Raw genomic sequence first — 24281 nt, 5'->3', positions numbered from 1 at the left:
GCTCCTGCGAAAGTGCAAAGGTCTTAGCATAGCAGGATGTTGCGCTCCCCGAGGGGAGCGCAGCGAGAGGAGGTTACTGCGCCAGCCAGCGGGCGATCTGCTGCTGAATGCCCTCCGCGTCCAGCAGATAGTCATGACGCACTTCGTCCTGCGTCCCCTGCGGGATGAACTCATCAGGCAGACCGATGTTCAGCACCGGAACAGCCAGACGTTTCGCCATAACAAATTCATTGACGCCACTGCCGGCACCGCCCTTGATGGCGCCTTCTTCCAGCGTAATCAGCAAGTCGTGCGTGGCGGCGAGCTCGGCGATCAGCGCTTCATCCAGCGGCTTCACAAAGCGCATGTCGACCAGAGTCGCATTCAGCGCTTCCGCCGTGGCGGCCGCTTCCGGCAACAGGGTGCCGAAATTCAGAATCGCCAGCTTTTCACCCTGACGTTTCACCACGGCTTTACCCAGCGGCAGGCTCTGCAGCGGAGCCAGTGGCGTACCGACACCAGTGCCGCGCGGATAGCGCACCGCACTTGGACCATCCTGATAGTGATAGCCGGTGTAGAGCATCTGCCGACACTCATTTTCATCGCTGGGGGTCATGATCACCATATCCGGCACGCAGCGCAGATAGGCGAGATCAAACGCGCCCTGGTGAGTCTGACCATCCGCGCCAACAATACCACCGCGATCGATAGCAAACAGGACCGGCAGTTTCTGGATGGCGACGTCATGGATCAGCTGATCGTAGGCGCGCTGCAGGAAGGTGGAGTAGATAGCAACAATCGGTTTATAGCCGCCAATCGCCATACCGGCAGCGAAGGTCACGGCGTGCTGCTCGGCGATTGCCACATCAAAATATTGTTTCGGGAATTCGCGTGAGAAGGCCACCATGCCGGAGCCTTCGCGCATTGCTGGCGTAATCGCCATCAGTTTCGGATCGTCGGCGGCCATTTCGCACAGCCAGTTACCGAAGATTTTAGAGTAGCTCGGCAGGCCTTCCGCGCTTTTTGGCAGTTCGCCAATCGCAGGATCGAATTTAGGCACGGCGTGCCAGGCAATCGGATCTTCCTCTGCCGGGGCGTAGCCTTTGCCTTTCTTCGTCATGATATGCAGGAACTGCGGCCCTTTCAGGCTGCGCATGTTGCTCAGCGTATTGACCAGCGTCAGCACATCGTGACCATCTACCGGGCCGATATAATTAAAGCCCAGCTCTTCAAACAGCGTACCCGGCACGACCATGCCTTTGAGATGCTCTTCGGTGCGTCTTACCAGCTCTTTGATCGGTGGCAGGCTGGTCAGCACACGCTTGCTGCCTTCGCGCAGTCGCGCATAGGTTTTACCCGACAGGATTTGCGCCAGACGGTTATTCAGCGCGCCGACGTTTTCGGAGATCGACATCTCGTTGTCGTTGAGGATCACCAGCATGTCCGGCTTGATATCACCGGCATGGTTCATCGCTTCAAACGCCATGCCAGCGGTGATGGCGCCATCGCCAATAATACAGGCGGTGCGACGACCCTGACCTTCACGTTCTGCCGCCGCGGCCATGCCGAGACCGGCACTGATGGAGGTTGACGAGTGACCGACGCTCAATACGTCATATTCACTTTCGCCGCGCCATGGAAACGGGTGTACGCCATTTTTCTGACGAATCGTACCGATGCGATCGCGGCGACCGGTCAGAATTTTATGGGGATAAGCCTGATGACCCACATCCCATACCAGATGGTCGAAGGGGGTGTTATAGACATAATGCAGCGCAACCGTCAGTTCGACCACGCCCAGACCCGACGCAAAATGGCCGCTGGAGCGGCTTACACTGTCTAACAGATACTGACGCAGTTCATCACAGAGCGCAGGCAACTTCTCTTTCGGCAGGGCGCGCAGCTCCTGAACCGTGTTTGCCAGCGCCAGTGTCGGGTATTTAGCAATATCAAAACTCATCAGAGACTCATTATGGAAGTTATTTGTCGCGTTCAATTATGAAGCTCGCCAGCGCCTGCAGTGCTGTAGTGTTATAAGAGTGCGCAGCGAGCATTTCTAACGTATCAAGAGCTTCCTGATACAAATCCCGCGCTTTAGCTTGGGCATTTTCAAGGCCTAACAGTGAAGGATAGGTGCTTTTTCCCAGATGCTGATCGGCACCCTGGCGTTTTCCGATCACCGCTGTGTCACCGATCACATCCAGAATGTCGTCCTGCACCTGAAACGCGAGACCAATGGCCTCTGCATAGCGGTCGAGCAGCGGCAGGGCTTCCCGGCCAGCATCGCCCGCCGTTAAGGCGCCTAACCGTACCGCTGAACGGATCAGTGCGCCGGTTTTATGACGATGGATCTGCTCCAGCTGGTCCAGATCCACAGATTTACCTTCCGCCGCTAAATCAAGCGCCTGTCCGCCACACATGCCGGCCACGCCGCTGGCTTTCGCCAGTTCAGAGAGCATCATCAGACGATATTCAGCGCTGACACCGGGCATCGCCTGGTCGGCCAGAATTGAAAAGGCCAGCGTCTGCAGGGCGTCGCCCGCCAGAATCGCGGTATCTTCGCCATATTTAATGTGACAGGTTGGCTGCCCGCGACGCAGTGCATCGTCGTCCATTGCGGGGAGATCGTCATGAATCAGAGAGTACGCATGAATGCATTCAACCGCGGCGGCGGGGGCATCCAGACTCGCCGGGTCGGCGTGGAGCATTTCGCCGGTAGCGTAGACCAGAAAAGGACGCAGGCGTTTACCGCCTAATAATGCCCCATAATGCATGGCATTCACCAGAGGAGAACTCTGAAAAGGAAGTGGCTCTATAAAACGCGTCAGCGCGGCGTTAACCTGCTGCTGATACGCGTCGAGTAATCGGGCGAAATCCATTAGCTGTTTTCCGGCGTGAAAGCAGTGAGGTCGGCATCTTTATCATCGTTCAGCAGAATACGGACCCGCTGTTCAGCCTGCTGCAGCGTCTGCTGGCCAGTCCGCGCCAGCTGCACGCCGCGCTCAAATTCGTTCAGGGCTTCTTCCAGCGGCAGTTCACCACTTTCCAGACGGCTGACAATCTGCTCCAGCTGCTGCAATGACGTTTCAAAGCTGGCTGGCTGTTCGGCTTTTTTCGGCATATTTCCTGTCGACTCACGGTTGGGACATTATCTCGCAATCGGTCATGGTAGCTGAGACCCTATGATTAGCAAAATAATCAATGCGGCGGCTGATGAAGAAGCAGTCACCTGACAAAGGTGATATACTCCCGCGCCTCGGATGCGGTTGCGCCTTGCAGCCCGCAATTTTGTGATTTTACCAGCTAAGTGCTGCCTGTTTTAGCACTTATTTGCCCAACGAAGCTGTGTCGCCGCCATGAAGTTTATCATCAAGTTATTTCCTGAAATCACCATCAAGAGTCCGTCGGTGCGTTTGCGCTTTATCAAGATTCTTGCCAGCAATATCCGCAACGTCCTGAAAACCGTTAGCGACGAAATCGCCGTTGTGCGTCACTGGGATCACATTGAAGTGCGTTCGAAAAATCCGGTGCTGCGGGACATTATTCCCGATGAGCTGACGCGCATTCCGGGGATTCATCACGTTTTAGCGGTTGAAGATCGTGAGTACACCGATATTCATCACATCTTTGAACAGACTTTAGTGCAGTATCGCGACAGCCTTGAAGGGAAGAGCTTCTGCGTACGTGTTAAACGTCGTGGTAAGCATAGCTTCAGTTCACAGGATGTGGAGCGCTATGTTGGCGGCGGTCTGAATCAGCATATTGAAAGCGCCCGCGTACAGCTTAAAAACCCGGACGTTACAGTGAATCTTGAAGTTGAAGAGAATCGTCTGACGCTGGTGACTGCGCGCTACGAAGGTCTGGGCGGGTTCCCGATCGGCACGCAGGAAGATGTGCTGTCGCTGATTTCCGGTGGCTTTGACTCCGGCGTCTCCAGCTATATGCTGCTGCGTCGCGGCAGTCGCGTACATTACTGCTTCTTTAATCTTGGCGGTGCCGCCCATGAGATTGGCGTCCGTCAGGTTGCGCACTATCTGTGGAATCGTTTTGGTCGTTCACACCGCGTGCGGTTCGTGGCGATCAATTTTGAGCCGGTAGTGGGTGAGATCCTCGAAAAAGTGGATGACGGCCAGATGGGCGTGGTGCTGAAGCGCATGATGGTGCGTGCCGCCTCGACGATTGCTGAGCGCTACGGCGTGCAGGCGCTGGTTACCGGTGAAGCGGTGGGTCAGGTGTCGAGCCAGACGCTGACCAATCTGCGCCTGATTGATAACGCCTCTGATACGCTGATTCTGCGTCCGCTGATCTCTCATGACAAAGAGCACATCATCAGGATTGCCCGTGAGATTGGCACCGAAGATTTCGCCAGCACCATGCCGGAATATTGCGGTGTCATCTCAAAAAGCCCGACCGTGAAAGCGGTGAAAGAGAAGATCGAGGCTGAAGAGCAGAATTTCGACTTCACGATTCTGGATCGGGTCATTGAAGAGGCGACCAACGTCGATATCCGTACCATCGCTGAGCAGACAGAAGAGGAGGTGGTTGAAGTTGAGACCGTCGCCCTGCTGAGCGAGAACGACGTGGTGCTGGATATCCGCTCTATTGATGAGCAGGAAGAGAAGCCTCTGGCACTGAAAGCCACGGAAGTGAAATCGCTGCCGTTCTACAAACTCAGTACGCAGTTTGGCGATCTCGATCAGAACCGGACCTGGTTGCTCTACTGCGATCGTGGTGTGATGAGCCGTCTGCAGGCACTCTATCTGCATGAGCAGGGCTTTAAAAACGTGAAAGTCTACCGCCCGTAGTGACGCCTCAGAGCCAGTCAGCGCCTGTTCAGGTCTGACTGGCTGTATTGCCTTAAACAGATCGTTTTAACTCAGCGTGTTTACGCCTGATAGTCATAAATGCCGGGAGCCAGCACCAGCTGTGCGGCCACCTCGCGCGCCATCTCTTTTCCCACCAGCAGATCGATCAGCTTCAGCGCAAAATCCATTGCCGTGCCAGGCCCCTGGCTGGTCAGCAGATTGACGCGCGGATCCCAGACCACACGCCGCTCCATCCACTTGTCTGACGGAATGGTCTCTTTTAAGCCGGGAAAGCCGGTCATGTTACCGACCGGGAAGAGATCGTGGGGGATGAGTACCGTGCCTGCTGCTGCGCAGATAGCGGCGACGATCCTTTCATTGAGGTGAAACTGGCGTACCGTTTCGACTAACAGCGGACTGTCACGGAAGGTTTTGGCGCCTTTCAGGCCGCCGGGCAGGACGATGGCGGCGAAATCATTGTCGGCGACTTCGACCAGCGTCACGTCAGCCAGCAGACGAACTCCGCGTGAGCAGACGATCTCCCGGTTGCCGTCGCTTTCGACGCTGGCGGTGACAACGTTCAGCCCGGCGCGTACCAGCAGGTCGATGGTGGTGACAGCTTCGGTTTCTTCACTGCCATGTGCCAGGCAAACCAGCACTGATGCGTTCGCGGTCATAATGGGACTCCTTGCGTTTTACAATGTCATACAGACGGGTGTTCTCCGTCAGCACCAGGCCGTGCGTCCGGGCGCGGCGCAGCAGAAAACCGCTGATATAGTCGATTTCGGTAAGACGCTGGGCGCGTATGTCCTGCAGCATCGAAGAGGTGTTGGCCGCGGTGCTTTCAATCACGTCAAAGATGATGTCCTGCAGGCTTTCGCTGGCAACGTTCTGACCTTCGCGCTCCATGACCCAGCTGATCTCTTCGCACAGTTGCGCGATCTGCTCCGGATAAGCGCGCAGGGCACCGTTCTGGCACTCATACTCCACGCTAAGCGGATTGATGATGCAGTTCACTGCCAGCTTGCGCCAGCAGGCCGCCCGGATGTTGTCATGCCAGGCGACATCAGGCAGGGCATGATGCAGGATGTCGGCGAGATCGCTGTAAGCGGCGCTTTTGCGGTTACCGGGGCCGATGTGGGTAATGCCACTGGCGATGTGTTTGATAACGGTGCCGTCGCGCATCGCCGCATGGGTGGTGACGCCGCGCAGCAGCGGCTGAGTCAGTCCTTTCAGCTCTTCCAGCGTCCCCATGCCGTTGTGCAGCAGGAGCACCGGGCAGTTTACTGGCAGCACGCTTTCCAGGTTTTTCACCGCGGGCGAGACCTGCGGGGCTTTGAGCGTAACCAGCAGCAGCTGGCTTTCTGCCAGAAACAGCGGATCGTTGGCGATAAACGTGCGGTTCGAAATGTTACCCTGTGGATCAATCACATTGGCTGAACAGTAGGGCTGCGGCACCCGCAACCATCCCTGCACCTCATGTCCCTGGCGGGCAAGGGTTGTCATCCAGATCTGACCCAGAGCGCCGCAACCTAACACGGTAATTTTCATGCTGCCTCCCGCTGGCGGGCTATCCATCTATTATTTACTGTCACACTGTCATTATAGCGTTGTGTGCAGCCTGATTTTATTTAGCACCTTAAGACGCGTATTATGCATGTCACTTTAGCGTCAGGAGAAGAAGAGATGCCATCTTTCGATATCGTTTCAGAAGTCGATCTGCAGGAAATTCGCAATGCGGTGGAAAATGCCAACCGTGAAGTGTCTACCCGCTTCGATTTCCGCAACGTGAGCGCCGAGTTTGAGCTCAACGAAAAGAATGAAACCATCAAAATCACCAGCGAGTCCGATTTTCAGGTTAAGCAGCTGGTGGATATTTTGCGTGAGAAGTTACTGAAGCGCGGGATTGAAGGCGGTGCTTTAGAGGTGCCGGAAGAGATTGAGCACAGCGGCAAAAGCTGGGCGGTCGATGCCAAACTGAAAAAAGGCATTGAAAGCGACGTGGCGAAGAAGCTGGTGAAGCTGATCAAAGACAGCAAGCTGAAAGTGCAGACCCAGATTCAGGGTGAAGCATTGCGTGTAACCGGCAAAGCGCGTGATGATTTGCAGGGTGCGATGGCAATCGTGCGCGACAGTAATCTGGGGCAGCCATTCCAGTTTAAAAACTTCCGCGATTAAGCGGGGACAGGCTGGATTTCAGCATGAATGCAGTGATAAAAACCCGGCTAAGGCCGGGTTTTTTGTTGTTGAGTTTGGGTGGGCTTCTGTCGCTTTAAACAAGTCGAAATTCTGGAGAGAGTTGGGAGCTGTAGGGCGTCTGTGCGATCGCGCGCTTGCTCAGGGAGCCTGTGCCTTTCGCAAAGACGCAAAAGCGCCATCCATGGCGGCTCAGCGCGGGCGATTACGCACCTCATCCCTGAGGTGCGCCCGTAGCCGGGCCAACGCGTTGCGTTGTTCAAAAACGCTCCCGGCGTTTTTGTCCCTGGCCCGCGATGCTTTGCTACAGGCACAGGCTCCCATCGCTTTGGATTTATGAGTCGTCTGTAAGAAGGCTTGTGCCGGGTTTGGCGCGGTTGAGCCTATGCTGGCCCCCTTGCTTTGAGTTTATAAGCTGTCTGAAACCAGAATTGAGTTGGATTTGAGTCTGTTAACAGATTCAAATCCTGGGGGAACTTAGCTGCAACTCAAAAGCTCAGGGGCGCAGGGAACAAGGTCAGAGGAGGAAAGCGTCCCGCGCCAGGACGGCGCGGGCCGAGCGTGCCATGGATGGCGGCTTTTGCGACTTTCCGATCTGACCGTGTTCCCTGAGCCAGCTCGATCAAATAGCGAAATGGGCTAACGGTTATCTGAGCGAGCAAGCCGGTTTCCTCTACACGCAAGATCCCACGGCTAACCGGCCAGATTTAACCAGCACAACCCATTTTAAACTAACAACTACCCAGCAGAGCTTCCAGCTCAGGGCGGCTGGTAACCTTGCTATCAATTTTGATATAGGCGCTTTTCTCTTCGGGCACGATAAACACAGAGTTAACGCCCGGCTGCGCTTTCAGGCGCTGCTCCAGATTCGGCACGGCCAGTGCGGCATCACTCAGCGCGATGCGCAGGCTGCTGACATAAGGCGGTTCCTGCATTGTCATGCTGACAAACAGCCAGGCTGCGGCAACCATCGCGCCAACCAGGAATACGGTCTGCGCATCGAAATGACCAAATACCCAGCCACCCATGCTGCCGCCAACGGCCACGCCCAGGAACTGGCTGGTGGAGTAGATTCCCATCGCCGTGCCTTTGTAGCCCGCAGGCGACTCTTTACTGATCAGCGAAGGCAGAATCGCTTCCATCAGGTTGAAGGCGAAGAAGAAGAGCTGAACACCCACCACCAGCGTCCAGAAATGTCCTTCCGCGCCCCACAATACGATCTCAGCAATGACAATCATCCCGACGCAGCCGACAAAGACACGCTTCATGCGGCGCTTCACTTCGGCATAAATGATGAAAGGTACTACGCTGGCAAAAGCGATCAGCATGGTGGAGAGATAGACTTTCCAGTGTTCGGGAGCCGGGAAGCCTGCCTGTTCAAACTGCCCCGGCAACGCGACAAAGCTCGACATCAGCAGGACGTGCAGGCAGAAAATACCGATATTGAGCTTCACCAGACGTGGGTTAGCCAGCACTTTGCGGAAGCTGCCTTTAACCATGCCTGATTCACGGTTCAGAACATGATGGGAGGCCGATGGCACCACCAGCAGAGTGATCACGATACCCAGCGACGCCAGAATCGCAATCATCCAGAACAGCGCATGCAGGCCCAGTGCGTGAGTAACAATCGGGCCGACCACCATGGCGATCGCGAAGGTAACGCCAAAACTGATGCCGATAAACGCCATCGCTTTGGTGCGGTTCTGCTCACGGGTTAAATCGGATAACAGCGCCATCACGGCAGCGGCAATCGCGCCTGAGCCCTGAAGTGCACGGCCCAGAATAATGCCCCAGATGGAGTTGGTGCAGGCAGCAATAATACTGCCCAGGACAAACAGCAACAGTCCGCCAACGATCAGCGGCTTACGCCCGATGCGATCGGAGAGCAGACCAAAAGGAATCTGAAATATCGCCTGGGCAAGGCCATAAATGCCGATTGCCAGGCCAATTAAGGTTTCACTCGCGCCCTGTAATGCCATGCCATAAGTGGTCAGTACCGGCAGGACCATAAACATTCCCAGCATGCGCAGGGAAAAGACCGTACCGAGGCCCCATGTGGCGCGCAGCTCCACCGGAGTCATTTTATTATCGTTCATTCCAACCTCTGTTAATGTGCTGCATTTATTCTAGGGGGCGGGGCAGGGCGGGTAAAACAATAGTTTTTAAGCAGTGGTAACAAAAAGAAAGGGCGCGAAAATCGCGCCCTTTTCATGCTGTATCGGTGCCGGTTACCAGACGTAAGTCAGCAGGTCCTTCGAGGCCGGAGCCATCGAATCCACCGACATCATCACGCTCAGTGCGGTGATGGTCACGATAGAGAAGACAAACAGTTTACGCGCCCAGACACGGTCATCAGCGGTTTTATAACCCGATAACGCCATGCCCAGCCACCAGACGCTGACCGCAGCAGCCACCACCAGATATTTGTAGCCCGCGTAGCCTCCCAGCGTCAGCATCAGCGTGGCAATCATAAACGCCAGGATATAGAGCGTAATATGATTTTTAGCCACGGAAATGCCTTTCACCACCGGCAGAACCGGGATGTTCGCTGCCTGGTAATCTTTAAAGCGGAAGATGGCAATCGCGTACGAATGCGGCATCTGCCACAGGCTAAAGATCGCCAGCAGGATGAGTGCGCCAGCATCAAACTGGTTAGAGACCGCGCAGTAGCCGATAACCGGCGGCGCAGCACCCGACAGACTGCCAATCAGCGTACCGTAAACGGAATTACGCTTCATGTAGAGACTGTAGATGCCCACGTACACCACGAAGCCCATCACCGCCAGCCACATGGCCAGCGGATTAGCACCGAAGTAGAGCAACGCAAAGCCAGCAATACCCAGCACAGTGGCATAAACCAGGCTTACTTTCGCGGAGATGAGGCCTTTTACCAGCACCCGATTCCTGGTTCTCTCCATCTTGATGTCAATGTCGCGGTCGATCACGTTGTTAAACACGCAACCCGATGCAACCACCAGTGACACGCCCACCAGGGTGATGAGAAACAGGGCGTAATCCGTGTTGCCTTTGGAAGCCAACAGAAATCCGCCGATCACAGAAATTAAATTCCCGAAAATAATTCCTGGTTTTGTAACTTGCAGGTATTGCTTAAACATTACGCGTGACTCTTTAGTGAGGCATCATGTTGTAGTTGAGGTTCCACATGATCCACAGTGAGCCTACTACGACAATCAGGATGATGATGGCCGAGAAGACAATGGCTACCATGTTCCAGCCACCCTCAGATTTGCTGTCTAAGTGCAGGAAGTAGACCAGGTGAACCAGCACCTGAATCACCGCACATACCAGAACAACACCAAGGATAGTACCGTGAGATGCACTGCCATCCATTACCATCCAGAACGGGATCGCCGTCAGGATGATAGAGAGGATGAAGCCGATCATGTAGGACTTCACGCTACCGTGTGAAGCGCCATGTTCGTTAACAGAATGACTCATTACATGGCTCCCATCAGGTAAACAACGGTGAAGACGCAAATCCAGACCACGTCCAGGAAGTGCCAGAACAGGCTCAGACACATGATACGAGTGCGGTTAGTCGCGTTCAGGCCACGTTTGGAAATCTGGAACATCAGAACCAGCATCCAGATCAGACCTGAGGTCACGTGCAGACCGTGGGTACCGACCAGCGTAAAGAAGCCAGACAGGAAGCCACTGCGATCCGGACCAAAGCCTTCAGCAATCAGATGATGGAATTCATAGATTTCCATTCCGATGAAGCCCAGACCGAACAGGAAGGTCAGCGCCAGCCAGCCGATAACGGCACCTTTTTGCTCCTTGTTCATGGAGATAACAGCCATGCCGTAAGTGATCGAACTCAACAGCAGCAGGGCGGTTTCTACCAGAACAAACGGCAGCTCAAAGATATCTTTACCTGCCGGGCCACCGGCAGTGTTGTTGACCATGACAGCATAGGTCGCAAACAGGGTTGCGAAGATAATGCAGTCACTCATCAGGTAGATCCAGAAGCCAAAGACTTTATTGGCTCCTGCATCGTGATGCCCATGCTCCGCATGGGCGTCGTGGTGATGTTTAATCAGAGTTTCAGTTGACATTATTTCAGACCTGCTTTGCTGATTTCGTCAAAGTGCTGGTTCTCAATCTTCTGAACTTCGGCAACCGGAACGTAGTAATCCACGTCTTCGTCGAAGCTCTTCACGATCCAGGAAACGATCATGCCGAGGAATGAAACACCCGCCAGCCACCAGATATGCCAGATCAGCGCGAAACCCATTACCGTTGCAAATGCGCAGATGATAATTGCGGCACCGCTGTTTTTCGGCATATGAATCTCTTCATAAGATTCCGGCTGTTTGTACGCTTCGCCTTTCTCTTTCATTTCCCAGAAAGCGTCACGCTCATGCACATGCGGGATGACAGCAAAGTTATAGAACGGTGGTGGTGAAGAGGTTGCCCACTCCAGCGTACGACCGCCCCATGGGTCACCCGTCACATCACGGTTCTGATCGCGGTCACGTACCGAGACGTAGAACATGGTCAGCTGACACAGAATACCCAGCGCAATCAGACCGGCACCGCCCGCAGCTACCACCAGTAAGGTGTGGAACTGTGGATCGATATCCTGGCTCAGACGACGCGTCATACCCATGAAGCCCAGTGCGTACAGCGGCATAAAGGCAACGAAGAAGCCAATGATCCAGAACCAGAATGCGCGCTTGCCCCAGGTTTCGTTCAGGGTGAAGCCAAATGCTTTCGGGAACCAGTAGGTCACGCCCGCCATACAACCGAACACCACACCACCGATGATAACGTTATGGAAGTGTGCAATCAGGAACAGGCTGTTGTGCAGAATAAAGTCAGCACCCGGAACGGCCAGCAGTACGCCGGTCATACCCCCTACAGAGAAGGTTACCAGGAAGCCAACGGTCCACAGCATGGCAGAGTGCATCTGAATGCGGCCCTGATACATGGTGAACAGCCAGTTAAAGATTTTAACCCCGGTCGGAATCGCGATGATCATCGTCATGATACCGAAGAAGGCGTTAACGTTGGCACCTGCACCCATGGTGAAGAAGTGGTGCAACCAGACGATAAACGACAGCACGGTAATGGCGATGGTCGCCCACACCAGTGAGGTATAACCAAACAGACGTTTTTTGGAGAAGGTCGCGGTAATTTCTGCGAACACACCAAACACCGGCAGTACCAGGATATACACTTCCGGATGGCCCCAGACCCAGATCAGGTTGACGTACATCATCATGTTCCCGCCCATTTCATTGGTGAAGAAATGGAAGCCGAGATAACGATCAAGGGTCAACAGCGCCAGGGTCACGGTCAGAACCGGGAACGCAGCGATGATCAGGACGTTGGTGCACAGCGCGGTCCAGGTAAATACCGGCATTTTGAACAGGCTCATGCCCGGTGCACGCATCTTCAGGATGGTCACGAAGAAGTTAATACCGGTTAAGGTCGTACCAATACCTGAAAGCTGAAGGCTCCAGATCCAGTAATCGACCCCGACCCCGGGACTGTACTCCGCGCCGGAAAGCGGCGGATAAGCCAGCCAGCCGGTCTGTGCGAACTCGCCCACACCCAGAGACAGGTTAACCAGGATCACACCGACCGCAGTAAACCAGAAGCTCAGGTTGTTCAGGAACGGGAACGCAACGTCACGTGCACCAATCTGCAACGGAACCGCGATGTTCATCAGGCCAACCACGAACGGCATCGCCACGAAGAAGATCATAATCACGCCATGCGCGGTAAAGATCTGGTCGTAGTGGTGCGGTGGCAGAATGCCCGCTTCACCGGCCGAAGCCATAACCTGCTGGGTACGCATCATAATGGCATCAGCGAAACCACGAATCAGCATGACGAACGCCATGATGATGTACATGATACCCAGGCGTTTGTGGTCGACTGACGTCAGCCATTCAGACCACAGATATTTCCACTTACCAAAATAGGTGAGCGCAGCAACCAGCGCTGCACCACCTATCAGGATAGCGGCAACCGTAACCATGATAATCGGCTCATGGTACGGCACTGCATCAAGTGTTAATTTTCCGAACATCGTATTATTCCTCGGCTCCCGCGGAAGCGGCGTGACTCATGTCCATACCTTCATGTTTTGGCATGTCCATTTTCCCGTGGCTCATCTTGAACTTGTCGATGACTTGCATGAACAGTTTCGGATCAGCTGAAGAGAAATATTCCACCGGGTGATTTTCGCTTGGCACAGCCACTTTCTCGAAATCATCCATAGTGTTCAGCGTGTTAGGGGCTGCTTTAACTTTAGCCACCCACTGCTGGAATTCCGCATCGTCTTTGGTTGCAATGGCTTTAAACTTCATGCCAGAGAAACCACGACCACTGAAGTTCGCAGAGATACCGTCGAAAATTCCCGGCTCATTTGCAATCAGATGCAGCTTGGTCTGCATACCAGCCATCGCATAAATCTGGCTGCCGAGCGTTGGGATGAAGAAAGAGTTCATGACGGAGTTAGACGTGATTTTGAAGTTCACCGGAGTATTTGCCGGGAAGGCAATCTGGTTCACGGTCGCAATACCCTGTTCCGGGTAAATGAACAACCATTTCCAGTCCAGTGCAACCACATCGATCTCAACCGGTTTCACATCAGATTGCAGCGGTTTGCTGGGCTCCAGTGCGTGGGTTGATTTCCAGGTCAGCACGCTGAGGAAGAGAATGATCAGGATCGGAATGGTCCAGACCACGGCTTCCACTTTGTTAGAGTGTGACCAGTTAGGGCTGTACTTCGCATTCGTGTTGGACGCCCGATATTTCCAGGCAAACACCACGGCCATCAGGACTGCGGGGATGACGACGATCAACATCAGGCCAAAGGCAGTCAGTATCAGCGAACGTTGCTCCAGTGCAATCTGTCCTTTGGGATTTAACAATGCACTATCGCAGCCACTCATTAATAAAGTGCCTGCAATTAATGACAAAATCCCCAAACTTTTATTGTATTTACTGAGTCTCATTTAACGACCTCAATGACAAAGGGCTCTATTGTCGTTTAAGTGTGCGCGCATTTTACGGGAAGGTTTATGCAGTGTAAACCAGCTTAAGGATGTGTCAGATACGTGTTGACACCTTTTGCTAAGGGTGTCACAGATGTTGCGCCAGGTGACAAATAATTAACGCAGACAAGCAGTTGGCATCAATATAACAAAAACCAATGGAAGTAACCGTAAAAAAATCAGGGAAAGGAATAACCCTTACTTTTAACTCCCAAATATTTAACAAGTCTGCATCATTTGCGCGATGAAATTTAACTAAAGTAATTGCTCACCGGTTTTTAGTATTTCCGCTACGCCTCCTCAGGTCATATTGTTATTTTTAAAAAATAACACGCGATGATAAATGGCGGCGACTTATCGGCGTGTCATAAAATAAGCCGCAGCCCGTAAACCTATCGATTTCACTTAAGCATCTGATGCAGGCAACGCAGGGGTTCTCTTCAGCGCCCGATAGTCCAGCAACACCCCCGAAAGCACCGCCAGCAGGGAGAGTGTCATACCCAGCTCAAACAGGCGGGTAAGCAGCGGTGTCAGCGCCGTCACGCCCAACGCATTCAGTGCCAGAGCCACCAGCCAGAGTGCCAGCACGCCACATCCGGCTGCAAACAGACGATTAGTCCAGCGATAGCCATGAGGATAGTAGCTACGTGTCAGAAAATTGCCACTTTGCTCGACCTGATTCAATGTTTGTCGGCAAAAAGCCAGCAGCACCAGGCCCGGCAGACCCGCCATCACCGTGAATGCATAAAAGGTCGGCCAGCCCCAGAGTTCCACCAGCCAGCCCGCCGCCGGGCCGACATAGACCCGACCCACCGCTGAGAGCGCCGACAACAGGGCGAACTGGGTAGCGGAGAACGACTTATTGCACAGCGTCATTAACAGCGCCACAAAGGCCGCGGTGCCCATGCCGCCACAGAGATTTTCAACAAAGACCGCGCTGGCCATGCTCCACAACTGTTTATCGGTCACCGCCAGCAGCCAGTAACCAAAGTTCGAGACAGCCTGCAGCAGACCGAAAATCATTAGCGCCCGGAACAGGCTCAGACGCTGCATCAGTACGCCGCCATAGAGCGCGCCGATAATGGTCGCCAGCAGACCCAGCGTCTTGTTGACCAGACCGACGTCACCGGCGTTGAAGCCCACGCCGCGAATCAAAAAAGTGGTAGTCAGCGAGGCGGCAAACGCATCGCCCAGCTTGTAAAGAATAATCAGGGTAATCAGCAGCCAGGCGTTGTTGCGCTGAAAGAAATCTTTTAGTGGATCGACCACCGCCTGACGCAGTGAATGGGGTGTGGAGATACGGGTATCTGGCTCGCTCGCCACCAGCGTGGCGATAATGCCCGGCACCATCATCAGCGCCATCAGCCAGTAGGTTGCCTGCCAGCCGAGGTAGCGGTCAGCCAGCCACAACGCCAGCCCGCCGGAAATCAGCATCGCCAGTCGATACCCCAGCACGGTAATCGCCGCGCCGCTGCCACGCTCTTCAGGCGGCAGGATGTCCGTTTTCCATGCGTCAAAAACGATGTCCTGTGAGGCGGAGCAGAAGGCAATCAGCACGGCCAGCGCGGCCATCAGGGTAAGATCGCGTCCCGGTTGCAGAAATCCCATCGCGATTATCCCGCCAACCAGCGCCAGCTGACTGACCAGTAACCAGCCGCGACGCCGGCCCAGAAACGGCGGCGTATAGCGGTCCATCATCGGTGACCAGAGAAACTTAAAGACATAGGCCTGGCCGACCAGCGAAAAGAAGCCGATGGTTTTCAGGTCGACATTTTCCACCGTCATCCACGCCTGCAACGTGCCCGATGTCAGGGCCAGCGGCAGTCCGGAAGCAAAACCAAGAAGCAGCAATACGGCGGCGTTTTTCTGGCTGAAGAGGCGAAGATAGTGGTTCATGCGGATCCTGCAGATAACAAAAAGCCCTGCGCAAGGCAGGGCAGAGGAGAGACTGAATTAACGGGCGTTCTGCTTGATGAAGTCGTTGACGCTGGTGTCCTGAGCCATATCCGCGATCACATCGCTCATAGTGGCGTTCACCGCGTTGGTAATCTTCTGGTTATTGGCGTTGAACGCGCCTTCTACGCTGTAAGTCTGGCGGTAGTTTTTAACCTGTTTGTTGCCGTTTTTCGCTGTTGCGATAATAGAGATGTCCGCTTTGGTGGTGATGCTGTAGCGCACATTGCCCTGAGTGACGTCGGCATAGAGGTTGTTCACCACAATCTGCAGATCGACCGCGCCATTAGGACCAATCATATAGCCGCGTGCTGTCATCTGCTTCTCCAGCACTTCCTGCAGCAGGAAGCGCAGGTCACGCGATGACGTTAAGGTCACTAACTGACCATCACGGTTTACTTTTGCCAGCGCCTGATCTTTACGCTGGTCGGCACCGTTGATGCTGACAGTCACGCCCATCAGGCCTGGGTCCTGCTGCGGTAACTGAATTTTAGGCTGGATAGTCAGGGTATTATTGCTGGTTGCACAGCCGGCTAAAATGAACGCAGCCAACAGTGGGAATAACAGTTTTTTCAACATACTTTTTCTCGTTGGTGTCAGGGGGTTGGTTTGCAAAAACTGCGGTCATCATAGCATTGCCCGGCAGTGAAAAAAGCCCTGTTGCCGGGGAAATTGTGTCTGAAACCGTTTTAAGCCCCTTCTCTGACAGGTCGGTTTGCTGTTCGTTTCAGCTGCGTTATTATGCGTGCCGGAAGCGGTCTGACATAAAATGCAATATTTAGCGTGCGCTTGCGGGTAAGCGCACTAAAAGCGACTAAGATTGAATGAGATGGGGCACTGCGCTCGCCATTGAGGAGTAATAGCCATGATCCGCGAACAAATAGAAGAAAAGCTGCGTGTGGCGTTTCAGCCAGCTCATCTGGAAGTGCACGACGAAAGTTACCGGCACAATGTTCCTGCCGGATCGGAAAGTCACTTCAAAGTGGTCATCGTGAGCGACTGCTTTGCAGGCCAGCGTTTTCTGGCGCGTCATCGCCTGATTTATGGCGAACTGGCCGCTGAGTTAGCGGGCAGCGTACACGCCTTAGCCCTGCATACTTACACCCTGAAAGAGTGGGAAGGGTTGCAGGATACCGTACTGGCTTCGCCTAACTGTCGTGGTGCCGGAACACTCGCCTGATCTCCCTTCTCTGAAACGGCCTGCGGGCCGTTTTTTCTGTTATTTAGCGAAAAACGCGATCCCTGGCTCAAAAAAGCAGCAAACCTGCTGAAAAGTGGTGAGTTAGCATCCTCGACTCATTCCAGCGATGCCGCTATAATGCTGCGTCTATTTTTCCGGAATGTCTTCGGGACGCTTCTGGTAACAGGGATCAGGTTCTCTTCACGGAAGCCGTCCCGGTTGTTGGATACGGCGCATTTCACTATGTGTGGTGTCTGAAGTTGACCGAGCACGTGATTTTTTGAGGTAACAAGATGCAAGTTTCTGTAGAAACCACTCAGGGCCTGGGCCGTCGCATTACGATTACTGTCGCTGCTGACAGCATCGAAAGCGCTGTAAAAAAAGAACTGGTTGACGTTGCCAGGAAAGTTCGCATCGATGGTTTCCGTAAAGGCAAAGTGCCGATGAACATCGTGGCACAGCGTTACGGCGCTTCTGTCCGTCAGGACGTGCTGGGCGAGCTGATGACGCGCAACTTTGTTGACGCCATCATCAAAGAAAAAATTAATCCGGCTGGCGCACCGAACTACGTGCCAGGCGAATACAAAGAAGGTCAGGATTTCACCTACGCGGTTGAATTCGAAGTCTATCCGGAAGTTGAGCTGAAAGGCCTGGAAAACATCGAAGTCGAAAAACCTGTCGTTGAAGTAACTGATGCTGACGTTGATACCATGCTGGACACTCTGCGCAAGCAGCAGGCCAACTGGATCGAAAGCGACGCTGCAGCAGGTCCGGAAGATCGTGCCACTATCGATTTCAACGGTTCTGTGGATGGTGAAGAGTTCGAAGGCGGCAAAGCCTCTGATTTCGTTCTGGCCATGGGCCAGGGCCGCATGATCCCAGGCTTTGAAGAAGGCGTTGTGGGTCACAAAGCGGGCGAAACTTTCACTATCGACGTGAAATTCCCGGACGACTACCACGCAGAAAACCTGAAAGGGAAAGATGCGAAGTTCGAGATCGTGCTGAAGAAAGTTGAAACGCGCGAACTGCCAGAGCTGACTGAAGAGTTCATCAAACGTTTCGGCGTTGAAGATGGTTCAGTTGCCGGTCTGCGTACTGAAGTGCGTAAGAACATGGATCGCGAGCTGAAAGGCGCTATCCGTAATCGCATCAAAACTCAGGCAATCGACGGTCTGGTTGAAGCGAACGAAATCGACGTGCCAGCTGCGCTGGTTGACAGCGAAATCGACGTTCTGCGTCGTCAGGCTGCACAGCGTTTCGGTGGCAACGAACAGCAGGCGCTGGAACTGCCACGCGAACTGTTCGAAGAGCAGGCTAAACGCCGTGTTGTTGTCGGTCTTCTGCTGGGCGAAGTGATTCGTACCCACGAGCTGAAAGCTGACGAAGCGCGCGTAAGCACCATGATCGAAGAGATGGCTTCTGCGTATGAAGATCCGCAGGAAGTGATCGAGTTCTACAGCAAGAATAACGAGCTGATGAACAATATGCGCAACGTTGCGCTGGAAGAGCAAGCGGTTGAAGCGGTCCTGGCGAAAGCTAAAGTGACCGAGAAAGAGACCAACTTCCAGGATCTGATGAATCAGACCGCTCAGGCCTGATCACGCATTTAACCGTCTGTGCTAAGCCCGTGACTGAAAAGTCGCGGGCTTTTTTGTGTTTTGCGTCCGGATAGCCACTCTTCGCCGCTATTTGTTTAATAAACAGGCGAATTATTCACGCATCGCTTTTTCCGGGTTAGCGAACAGGGAAAAGATTGTTATGCTTGAAACATGCGTGCAGCATCCCCAGATACAGGGAGTATGCAGAAATAAGAGTGAGGCTGGCTGATTAACCGTCCTGAAGGTGTCGGAAAAAGGCGCGGCGTGGAGTTTCCCGCGCGTCTTACGTAGAATCGGTACAGAATGTTGCCAATGAAATTTATCCAGGAGACGGTAATGTCATACAGTGGCGATCGTGAATATACAGCACCGCACAATGCGCTGGTGCCAATGGTGGTTGAACAAACTTCGCGTGGTGAGCGTTCTTACGACATCTACTCCCGTCTGCTTAAAGAGCGCGTCATTTTCCTGACCGGCCAGGTCGAAGACCACATGGCTAATCTGATTGTGGCGCAGATGCTGTTTCTGGAAGCTGAAAACCCGGAAAAAGATATCTATCTCTACATTAACTCGCCAGGCGGTGTGATCACGGCCGGTATGTCGATCTACGACACCATGAAATTTATCAAACCGGATGTCAGCACTATCTGTATGGGTCAGGCCTGTTCTATGGGCGCTTTCCTGCTGACGGCGGGCACCAAAGGCAAACGTTTCTGTCTGCCGAACTCACGTGTGATGATCCACCAGCCGCTGGGCGGTTATCAGGGTCAGGCGTCAGACATCGAGATCCACGCGCGCGAAATCCTTAAAGTTAAGCAGCGTATGAATGAGCTGATGGCTGAGCACACCGGTAAAACGCTGGAAGAAATTGAGCGTGACACTGAGCGTGACCGTTTCCTCTCTGCAAATGAAGCGGTAGAGTATGGATTAGTCGATTCAATTCTGACGCATCGCCAATAAGACCCGACTTACCGTTGTCCCTGGTCTATAGTTAACAGGACAACGGTACTATTATGGGTTGAATGAATTTCGGCCGTCTCTGCACGGCCTGAGCCGTACGCGGGTATGGCCTGAGAACAAGAAGAGGTTAACTGATGACAGATAAGCGCAAAGACGGTTCAGGAAAGTTGCTGTACTGCTCTTTTTGCGGCAAAAGCCAGCATGAAGTGCGAAAGCTGATTGCCGGGCCGTCAGTGTATATCTGCGATGAGTGTGTTGACCTGTGCAACGACATCATTCGCGAAGAGATTAAGGAAGTTGCCCCGCATCGTGAACGTAGTGCGTTGCCAACCCCACATGAAATTCGCCATCACCTCGATGATTATGTCATCGGTCAGGAAAGAGCGAAGAAAGTGCTGGCGGTTGCGGTTTACAACCACTACAAGCGTCTGCGCAACGGCGATACCAGCAATGGTATCGAGCTGGGCAAAAGCAACATTCTGCTGATTGGCCCGACCGGTAGTGGTAAAACGCTGCTGGCAGAAACGCTGGCACGCCTGCTGGATGTGCCGTTTACCATGGCTGATGCCACCACGCTGACTGAAGCCGGTTACGTGGGTGAAGATGTTGAAAACATCATCCAGAAACTGCTGCAGAAATGCGACTACGACGTACAGAAAGCACAGCGCGGCATCGTTTACATCGATGAAATCGACAAAATCTCACGTAAGTCTGATAACCCGTCGATTACCCGTGACGTGTCAGGCGAAGGCGTACAGCAGGCACTGCTTAAACTGATTGAAGGCACCGTGGCTGCCGTTCCCCCGCAGGGTGGACGTAAGCATCCGCAGCAGGAATTTTTGCAGGTTGATACCTCTAAAATTCTGTTTATCTGCGGCGGCGCATTTGCCGGCCTGGACAAAGTGATCGCCCAGCGTGTTGAAACCGGATCCGGTATCGGCTTCGGCGCGACCGTGAAAGGGAAATCGCAGAAAGCCAGCGAAGGCGAACTGCTTGCGCAGTGTGAACCAGAAGATTTGATCAAATTTGGTCTGATCCCTGAGTTCATCGGTCGTCTGCCTGTTGTTGCGACCCTGAGCGAGCTGAGCGAAGAAGCGCTGATTCAGATTCTGCGTGAGCCTAAGAACGCCCTGACCAAACAGTACCAGGCGCTGTTTAACCTGGAAGGCGTTGAGCTGGAGTTCCGTGACGAGGCGTTAACCGCCATTGCTAAGAAAGCGATGTCACGTAAAACCGGTGCACGTGGTCTGCGTTCAATTGTAGAAGGCGCGTTACTGGAAACGATGTATGACCTGCCTTCCATGGACGACGTGGAAAAAGTAGTGATTGATGAATCAGTTATTGAAGGTCAGTCTGAGCCCATGTTGATCTACGGTAAGCATGAAGCCCAGGCATCTGGCGAATAATTAAACAGATCGTCCATCTTGTCGTAATAAAAAAGGGGAAAATGTTTCCCCTTTTGCTTTTCTCGCCTCTGTGACGTTGAATGTCGGACAATCATCCCCATATACTCAGATACCTGTGGGTTTAACTGCATACCTGCCTGATGCGGTTCCCATCACCTGGCGGACATTAAACAAAGAGAGAGCTCTATGAATCCTGAGCGTTCTGAACGCATTGAAATCCCCGTGTTGCCGCTGCGCGACGTGGTGGTTTATCCGCACATGGTAATTCCGTTGTTTGTTGGCCGGGAAAAATCAATTCGGTGCCTTGAAGCCGCAATGGATCATGATAAAAAAATCATGCTGGTCGCACAGAAAGAGGCTTCAACGGATGAACCTGGCATTAACGATCTCTTCTCAGTAGGGACCGTTGCATCAGTATTACAAATGCTGAAACTGCCGGATGGCACCGTCAAAGTCCTGGTCGAAGGTTTACAGCGCGCCCACATTACGACGCTGGCCGATAACGGTGACCATTTTGTGGCACAAGCTGAATATCTGGTTTCGCCAGAGATTGAAGAGCGCGAGCAGGAAGTGCTGGTGCGCACGGCGATCAATCAGTTTGAAGGCTACATCAAACTCAACAAGAAGATCCCACCCGAGGTTTTAACCTCGCTGAACAACATTGACGATGCGGCCCGCCTTGCTGACACCGTCGCAGCACATATGCCACTGAAGCTGGCAGACAAACAGTCTGTGCTGGAGATGTCCGACGTCAACGAACGTCTGGAATATCTGATGGCGATGATGGAATCTGAAATCGATCTGCTGCAGGTTGAGAAGCGCATTCGCAACCGTGTTAAGAAGCAGATGGAGAAGAGCCAGCGCGAGTACTATCTGAATGAGCAGATGAAGGCGATTCAGAAAGAGCTGGGCGAGATGGACGACGCGCCCGACGAGTACGAAGCGTTAAAACGCAAAATCGATGCGGCAAAAATGCCGGAAGAAGCGCGCGAGAAAGCGGAAGCTGAGCTGCAGAAGCTGAAGATGATGTCCCCGATGTCCGCTGAAGCGACCGTGGTTCGCGGCTATATCGACTGGATGGTGCAGGTTCCGTGGAACGCGCGCAGTAAAGTGAAGAAAGATCTGCGTAAAGCGCAGGAGACGCTGGATACCGACCATTACGGGCTGGAGCGCGTGAAGGATCGTATTCTTGAGTATCTTGCGGTTCAGAGTCGCGTCAGCAAAATCAAAGGGCCGATTTTGTGCCTGGTCGGACCGCCAGGGGTAGGTAAAACCTCTCTCGGTCAGTCGATCGCCAAAGCAACCGGACGCAAATATGTGCGTATGGCGCTGGGTGGCGTGCGTGATGAAGCTGAAATCCGCGGTCACCGTCGTACTTACATCGGCTCTATGCCGGGTAAATTAATCCAGAAAATGGCGAAAGTCGGGGTTAAAAACCCACTGTTCCTGCTGGATGAAATCGACAAAATGTCCTCTGACATGCGTGGCGATCCGGCTTCAGCGCTGCTGGAAGTGCTTGATCCTGAGCAGAACATTGCGTTCAACGACCACTATCTGGAAGTCGACTATGACCTTTCTGATGTGATGTTCGTTGCTACATCGAACTCAATGAACATCCCGGCACCGCTACTGGACCGTATGGAAGTGATTCGTCTGTCGGGTTACACCGAAGATGAAAAACTGAACATCGCTAAGCAGCATCTGCTGACCAAGCAGATTGAGCGCAACGCCCTGAAAGCCAATGAAATTACGGTTGAAGACAGCGCGATTGTGGGCATTATCCGTTACTACACCCGTGAAGCCGGTGTGCGTAGCCTTGAGCGTGAGCTGTCGAAACTGTGCCGTAAAGCGGTTAAATCGCTGCTGATGGACAAGACGAAAAAGCACATCACCATCAATGGCGAAAACCTCAAGGATTTCCTGGGCGTTCAGCGCTTCGACTACGGTCGTGCGGACAGCGAAAACCGTGTGGGTCAGGTAACGGGTCTGGCATGGACGGAAGTGGGTGGCGATCTGCTGACCATCGAAACCGCCTGCGTACCAGGTAAAGGCAAGCTGACTTACACCGGTTCTCTGGGTGAAGTGATGCAGGAGTCGATTCAGGCTGCGCTGACCGTGGTGCGTGCCCGTGCCGAGAAGCTGGGCATCAATGGTGACTTCTACGAAAAACGTGATATTCACGTTCACGTACCTGAAGGCGCTACGCCGAAAGATGGTCCAAGTGCCGGTATCGCCATGTGTACTGCGCTGGTCTCCTGTCTGACCGGTAACCCGGTGCGGGCGGATGTGGCGATGACCGGTGAGATCACCCTGCGTGGTCAGGTGCTGCCGATTGGCGGGCTGAAAGAGAAACTGCTGGCAGCGCACCGTGGTGGCATTAAAACCGTGCTTATCCCTGACGACAACAAGCGCGACCTGGAAGAGATTCCACAGAACGTGATTGCCGATCTGGAGATTCATCCGGTGAAACGCATTGAAGAGGTGCTGAATCTGGCACTGGAAAATGCGCCATACGGTATGCAGGTCGTAACAGCAAAATAGTGATTAACGGCAAAAACCGTTAAAAAGCGGAGCTGGCAAGGCAATTGGCGCTTGCCAGCTTTTTTTTGTGCCGTTAATTTAGGTGGCTGCCGACGCGACGTTCTCAGAGAAATTCCGTTGTTTCGGCTCCACAGGCTTGATATAACTTGCTGCGCGTTCGCACCCTGCCGGATGCAGGGTACGATGTGAAATAATAAAAGAGGGGATGAAGAGAGTGAATAAGTCACAATTGATCGACAAAATTGCTGCCGATGCTGATATTTCTAAAGCTGCAGCGGGACGTGTTTTAGATGCATTTATGGGCTCAGTTTCAGATGCGCTGAAAGACGGTGATGAAGTGGCTCTGGTAGGTTTCGGCACATTCTCTGTGCGTGACCGCGCTGCACGTACCGGCCGCAACCCGCAAACCGGTAAAGAGATCACCATCCCGGCCGGTAAAGTACCAGGCTTCCGTGCTGGTAAAGCATTGAAAGACGCTGTCAATTAATAACAACGAATAGATTCATTGACGCATTTTCTTCAGTGGATTAGAGGACGATTAACCCGTTCTCATGTAACATACGGGCACATCAATCAGATGTGCCTTTTTTGTTTTAACCGGTGAGAATCGGGCCGTAAGATGGACCTGGACCGGA

21 protein-coding genes are annotated in these 24281 nt (G+C 53.4%); 8 read left to right on the top strand and 13 right to left on the bottom strand.

What is annotated here, in order from left to right; genetic code table 11:
* Nucleotides 1–73: 73 nt before the first annotated feature.
* The 3 genes from dxs to xseB are packed head-to-tail and all read right to left on the bottom strand — an operon-like array spanning nucleotide 74 to nucleotide 3100.
* Complete coding sequence (gene dxs / locus HFD87_RS03270; protein WP_167422926.1) at nucleotides 74–1939, bottom strand: 1-deoxy-D-xylulose-5-phosphate synthase; 1866 nt, start codon at nucleotides 1937–1939, stop codon at nucleotides 74–76.
* 19 nt (nucleotides 1940–1958) lie between these two features.
* Nucleotides 1959–2858: a (2E,6E)-farnesyl diphosphate synthase gene (ispA, locus tag HFD87_RS03265; protein WP_010255381.1), complete on the bottom strand. Its 900-nt coding sequence runs from the start codon at nucleotides 2856–2858 to the stop codon at nucleotides 1959–1961.
* Nucleotides 2858–3100, bottom strand: a complete 243-nt coding sequence (gene xseB / locus HFD87_RS03260; protein ID WP_010255382.1) for an exodeoxyribonuclease VII small subunit — start codon at nucleotides 3098–3100, stop codon at nucleotides 2858–2860. Before xseB ends, ispA begins: the two co-directional genes overlap by 1 nt.
* Before the next feature lie 235 nt (nucleotides 3101–3335).
* Here xseB and thiI point away from each other — a divergent pair, with 235 nt between their 5' ends.
* Nucleotides 3336–4784, top strand: a complete 1449-nt coding sequence (thiI, locus tag HFD87_RS03255; protein ID WP_022626121.1) for a tRNA uracil 4-sulfurtransferase ThiI — start codon at nucleotides 3336–3338, stop codon at nucleotides 4782–4784.
* 80 nt (nucleotides 4785–4864) lie between these two features.
* Here thiI and yajL read toward each other — a convergent pair whose 3' ends face one another.
* Both yajL and panE read right to left on the bottom strand, forming a co-directional pair.
* Complete coding sequence (gene yajL, locus HFD87_RS03250; protein ID WP_167422925.1) at nucleotides 4865–5461, bottom strand: protein deglycase YajL; 597 nt, start codon at nucleotides 5459–5461, stop codon at nucleotides 4865–4867.
* On the bottom strand, nucleotides 5415–6335 hold the full coding sequence (gene panE / locus HFD87_RS03245) for a 2-dehydropantoate 2-reductase (protein WP_167422924.1): 921 nt from the start codon (nucleotides 6333–6335) through the stop codon (nucleotides 5415–5417). The genes yajL and panE overlap by 47 nt, the downstream gene beginning before the upstream one ends.
* Before the next feature lie 135 nt (nucleotides 6336–6470).
* Here panE and HFD87_RS03240 point away from each other — a divergent pair, with 135 nt between their 5' ends.
* Entirely contained in the window at nucleotides 6471–6962 is a 492-nt protein-coding gene (locus HFD87_RS03240; RefSeq protein WP_167422923.1) for a YajQ family cyclic di-GMP-binding protein, read from the top strand.
* A gap of 749 nt (nucleotides 6963–7711) precedes the next feature.
* Here the strand turns inward: HFD87_RS03240 and HFD87_RS03235 are convergent.
* From HFD87_RS03235 to HFD87_RS03200, 8 genes are all read right to left on the bottom strand, one after another.
* Nucleotides 7712–9076 (bottom strand): MFS transporter, encoded by a 1365-nt coding sequence (locus HFD87_RS03235; RefSeq protein WP_167422922.1) that lies wholly within the window; start codon nucleotides 9074–9076, stop codon nucleotides 7712–7714.
* A gap of 132 nt (nucleotides 9077–9208) precedes the next feature.
* Complete coding sequence (gene cyoE, locus HFD87_RS03230; RefSeq protein ID WP_010255394.1) at nucleotides 9209–10096, bottom strand: heme o synthase; 888 nt, start codon at nucleotides 10094–10096, stop codon at nucleotides 9209–9211.
* 13 nt (nucleotides 10097–10109) lie between these two features.
* On the bottom strand, nucleotides 10110–10439 hold the full coding sequence (locus HFD87_RS03225) for a cytochrome o ubiquinol oxidase subunit IV (RefSeq protein ID WP_008924889.1): 330 nt from the start codon (nucleotides 10437–10439) through the stop codon (nucleotides 10110–10112).
* A complete protein-coding gene (locus HFD87_RS03220; RefSeq protein ID WP_009091720.1) occupies nucleotides 10439–11056 on the bottom strand; it encodes a cytochrome o ubiquinol oxidase subunit III in 618 nt (205 codons plus the stop codon). The genes HFD87_RS03225 and HFD87_RS03220 overlap by 1 nt, the downstream gene beginning before the upstream one ends.
* Nucleotides 11056–13038 carry a cytochrome o ubiquinol oxidase subunit I gene (gene cyoB, locus HFD87_RS03215; RefSeq protein WP_010255400.1) on the bottom strand — a complete coding sequence of 661 codons (1983 nt, stop codon included), beginning with the start codon at nucleotides 13036–13038 and terminating at the stop codon, nucleotides 11056–11058. Before cyoB ends, HFD87_RS03220 begins: the two co-directional genes overlap by 1 nt.
* A 4-nt stretch (nucleotides 13039–13042) precedes the next feature.
* A complete protein-coding gene (gene cyoA, locus HFD87_RS03210) occupies nucleotides 13043–13969 on the bottom strand; it encodes a cytochrome o ubiquinol oxidase subunit II (protein ID WP_010255402.1) in 927 nt (308 codons plus the stop codon).
* Between the two features lie 444 nt (nucleotides 13970–14413).
* Nucleotides 14414–15904, bottom strand: coding sequence for a muropeptide MFS transporter AmpG (ampG, locus tag HFD87_RS03205; protein WP_010255404.1), 1491 nt, complete (start codon nucleotides 15902–15904; stop codon nucleotides 14414–14416).
* Nucleotides 15905–15961: 57 nt separating this feature from the next.
* A complete protein-coding gene (locus tag HFD87_RS03200; protein WP_010255406.1) occupies nucleotides 15962–16540 on the bottom strand; it encodes a lipoprotein in 579 nt (192 codons plus the stop codon).
* A gap of 286 nt (nucleotides 16541–16826) precedes the next feature.
* On the opposite strand from HFD87_RS03200, the gene bolA reads away from it, so the two are divergent.
* From bolA to hupB, 6 genes are all read left to right on the top strand, one after another.
* Entirely contained in the window at nucleotides 16827–17141 is a 315-nt protein-coding gene (gene bolA, locus HFD87_RS03195) for a transcriptional regulator BolA (protein WP_008924895.1), read from the top strand.
* Nucleotides 17142–17434: 293 nt separating this feature from the next.
* Nucleotides 17435–18739, top strand: coding sequence for a trigger factor (tig, locus tag HFD87_RS03190; RefSeq protein ID WP_010255408.1), 1305 nt, complete (start codon nucleotides 17435–17437; stop codon nucleotides 18737–18739).
* Between the two features lie 336 nt (nucleotides 18740–19075).
* Complete coding sequence (gene clpP / locus HFD87_RS03185; RefSeq protein WP_010255410.1) at nucleotides 19076–19699, top strand: ATP-dependent Clp endopeptidase proteolytic subunit ClpP; 624 nt, start codon at nucleotides 19076–19078, stop codon at nucleotides 19697–19699.
* A 134-nt stretch (nucleotides 19700–19833) separates the two neighbouring features.
* A complete protein-coding gene (gene clpX / locus HFD87_RS03180) occupies nucleotides 19834–21105 on the top strand; it encodes an ATP-dependent protease ATP-binding subunit ClpX (protein ID WP_010671205.1) in 1272 nt (423 codons plus the stop codon).
* Nucleotides 21106–21291: 186 nt separating this feature from the next.
* A complete protein-coding gene (lon, locus tag HFD87_RS03175) occupies nucleotides 21292–23646 on the top strand; it encodes an endopeptidase La (protein WP_010255415.1) in 2355 nt (784 codons plus the stop codon).
* A gap of 214 nt (nucleotides 23647–23860) precedes the next feature.
* Nucleotides 23861–24133 (top strand): nucleoid-associated protein HU-beta, encoded by a 273-nt coding sequence (gene hupB, locus HFD87_RS03170; RefSeq protein ID WP_009091701.1) that lies wholly within the window; start codon nucleotides 23861–23863, stop codon nucleotides 24131–24133.
* The last annotated feature ends 148 nt before the right edge of the window (nucleotides 24134–24281 follow it).

The sequence above is a fragment of the Pantoea sp. EKM21T genome, from assembly GCF_011800405.1.
Taxonomy (GTDB): Bacteria; Pseudomonadota; Gammaproteobacteria; order Enterobacterales; family Enterobacteriaceae; genus Pantoea; species Pantoea agglomerans.
This window is presented reverse-complemented; position numbering and strand designations above follow the sequence as displayed.

Excerpts from the sequence above, each read along its gene's own strand:
- dxs (WP_167422926.1), bottom strand. The coding sequence starts at position 1,939 with ATGAGTTTTGATATTGCTAAATACCCGACACTGGCGCTGGCAAACACG.
- ispA (WP_010255381.1), bottom strand. The coding sequence starts at position 2,858 with ATGGATTTCGCCCGATTACTCGACGCGTATCAGCAGCAGGTTAACGCC.
- xseB (WP_010255382.1), bottom strand. The coding sequence starts at position 3,100 with ATGCCGAAAAAAGCCGAACAGCCAGCCAGCTTTGAAACGTCATTGCAG.
- thiI (WP_022626121.1), top strand. The coding sequence starts at position 3,336 with ATGAAGTTTATCATCAAGTTATTTCCTGAAATCACCATCAAGAGTCCG.
- yajL (WP_167422925.1), bottom strand. The coding sequence starts at position 5,461 with ATGACCGCGAACGCATCAGTGCTGGTTTGCCTGGCACATGGCAGTGAA.
- panE (WP_167422924.1), bottom strand. The coding sequence starts at position 6,335 with ATGAAAATTACCGTGTTAGGTTGCGGCGCTCTGGGTCAGATCTGGATG.
- HFD87_RS03240 (WP_167422923.1), top strand. The coding sequence starts at position 6,471 with ATGCCATCTTTCGATATCGTTTCAGAAGTCGATCTGCAGGAAATTCGC.
- HFD87_RS03235 (WP_167422922.1), bottom strand. The coding sequence starts at position 9,076 with ATGAACGATAATAAAATGACTCCGGTGGAGCTGCGCGCCACATGGGGC.
- cyoE (WP_010255394.1), bottom strand. The coding sequence starts at position 10,096 with ATGTTTAAGCAATACCTGCAAGTTACAAAACCAGGAATTATTTTCGGG.
- HFD87_RS03225 (WP_008924889.1), bottom strand. The coding sequence starts at position 10,439 with ATGAGTCATTCTGTTAACGAACATGGCGCTTCACACGGTAGCGTGAAG.
- HFD87_RS03220 (WP_009091720.1), bottom strand. The coding sequence starts at position 11,056 with ATGTCAACTGAAACTCTGATTAAACATCACCACGACGCCCATGCGGAG.
- cyoB (WP_010255400.1), bottom strand. The coding sequence starts at position 13,038 with ATGTTCGGAAAATTAACACTTGATGCAGTGCCGTACCATGAGCCGATT.
- cyoA (WP_010255402.1), bottom strand. The coding sequence starts at position 13,969 with ATGAGACTCAGTAAATACAATAAAAGTTTGGGGATTTTGTCATTAATT.
- ampG (WP_010255404.1), bottom strand. The coding sequence starts at position 15,904 with ATGAACCACTATCTTCGCCTCTTCAGCCAGAAAAACGCCGCCGTATTG.
- HFD87_RS03200 (WP_010255406.1), bottom strand. The coding sequence starts at position 16,540 with ATGTTGAAAAAACTGTTATTCCCACTGTTGGCTGCGTTCATTTTAGCC.
- bolA (WP_008924895.1), top strand. The coding sequence starts at position 16,827 with ATGATCCGCGAACAAATAGAAGAAAAGCTGCGTGTGGCGTTTCAGCCA.
- tig (WP_010255408.1), top strand. The coding sequence starts at position 17,435 with ATGCAAGTTTCTGTAGAAACCACTCAGGGCCTGGGCCGTCGCATTACG.
- clpP (WP_010255410.1), top strand. The coding sequence starts at position 19,076 with ATGTCATACAGTGGCGATCGTGAATATACAGCACCGCACAATGCGCTG.
- clpX (WP_010671205.1), top strand. The coding sequence starts at position 19,834 with ATGACAGATAAGCGCAAAGACGGTTCAGGAAAGTTGCTGTACTGCTCT.
- lon (WP_010255415.1), top strand. The coding sequence starts at position 21,292 with ATGAATCCTGAGCGTTCTGAACGCATTGAAATCCCCGTGTTGCCGCTG.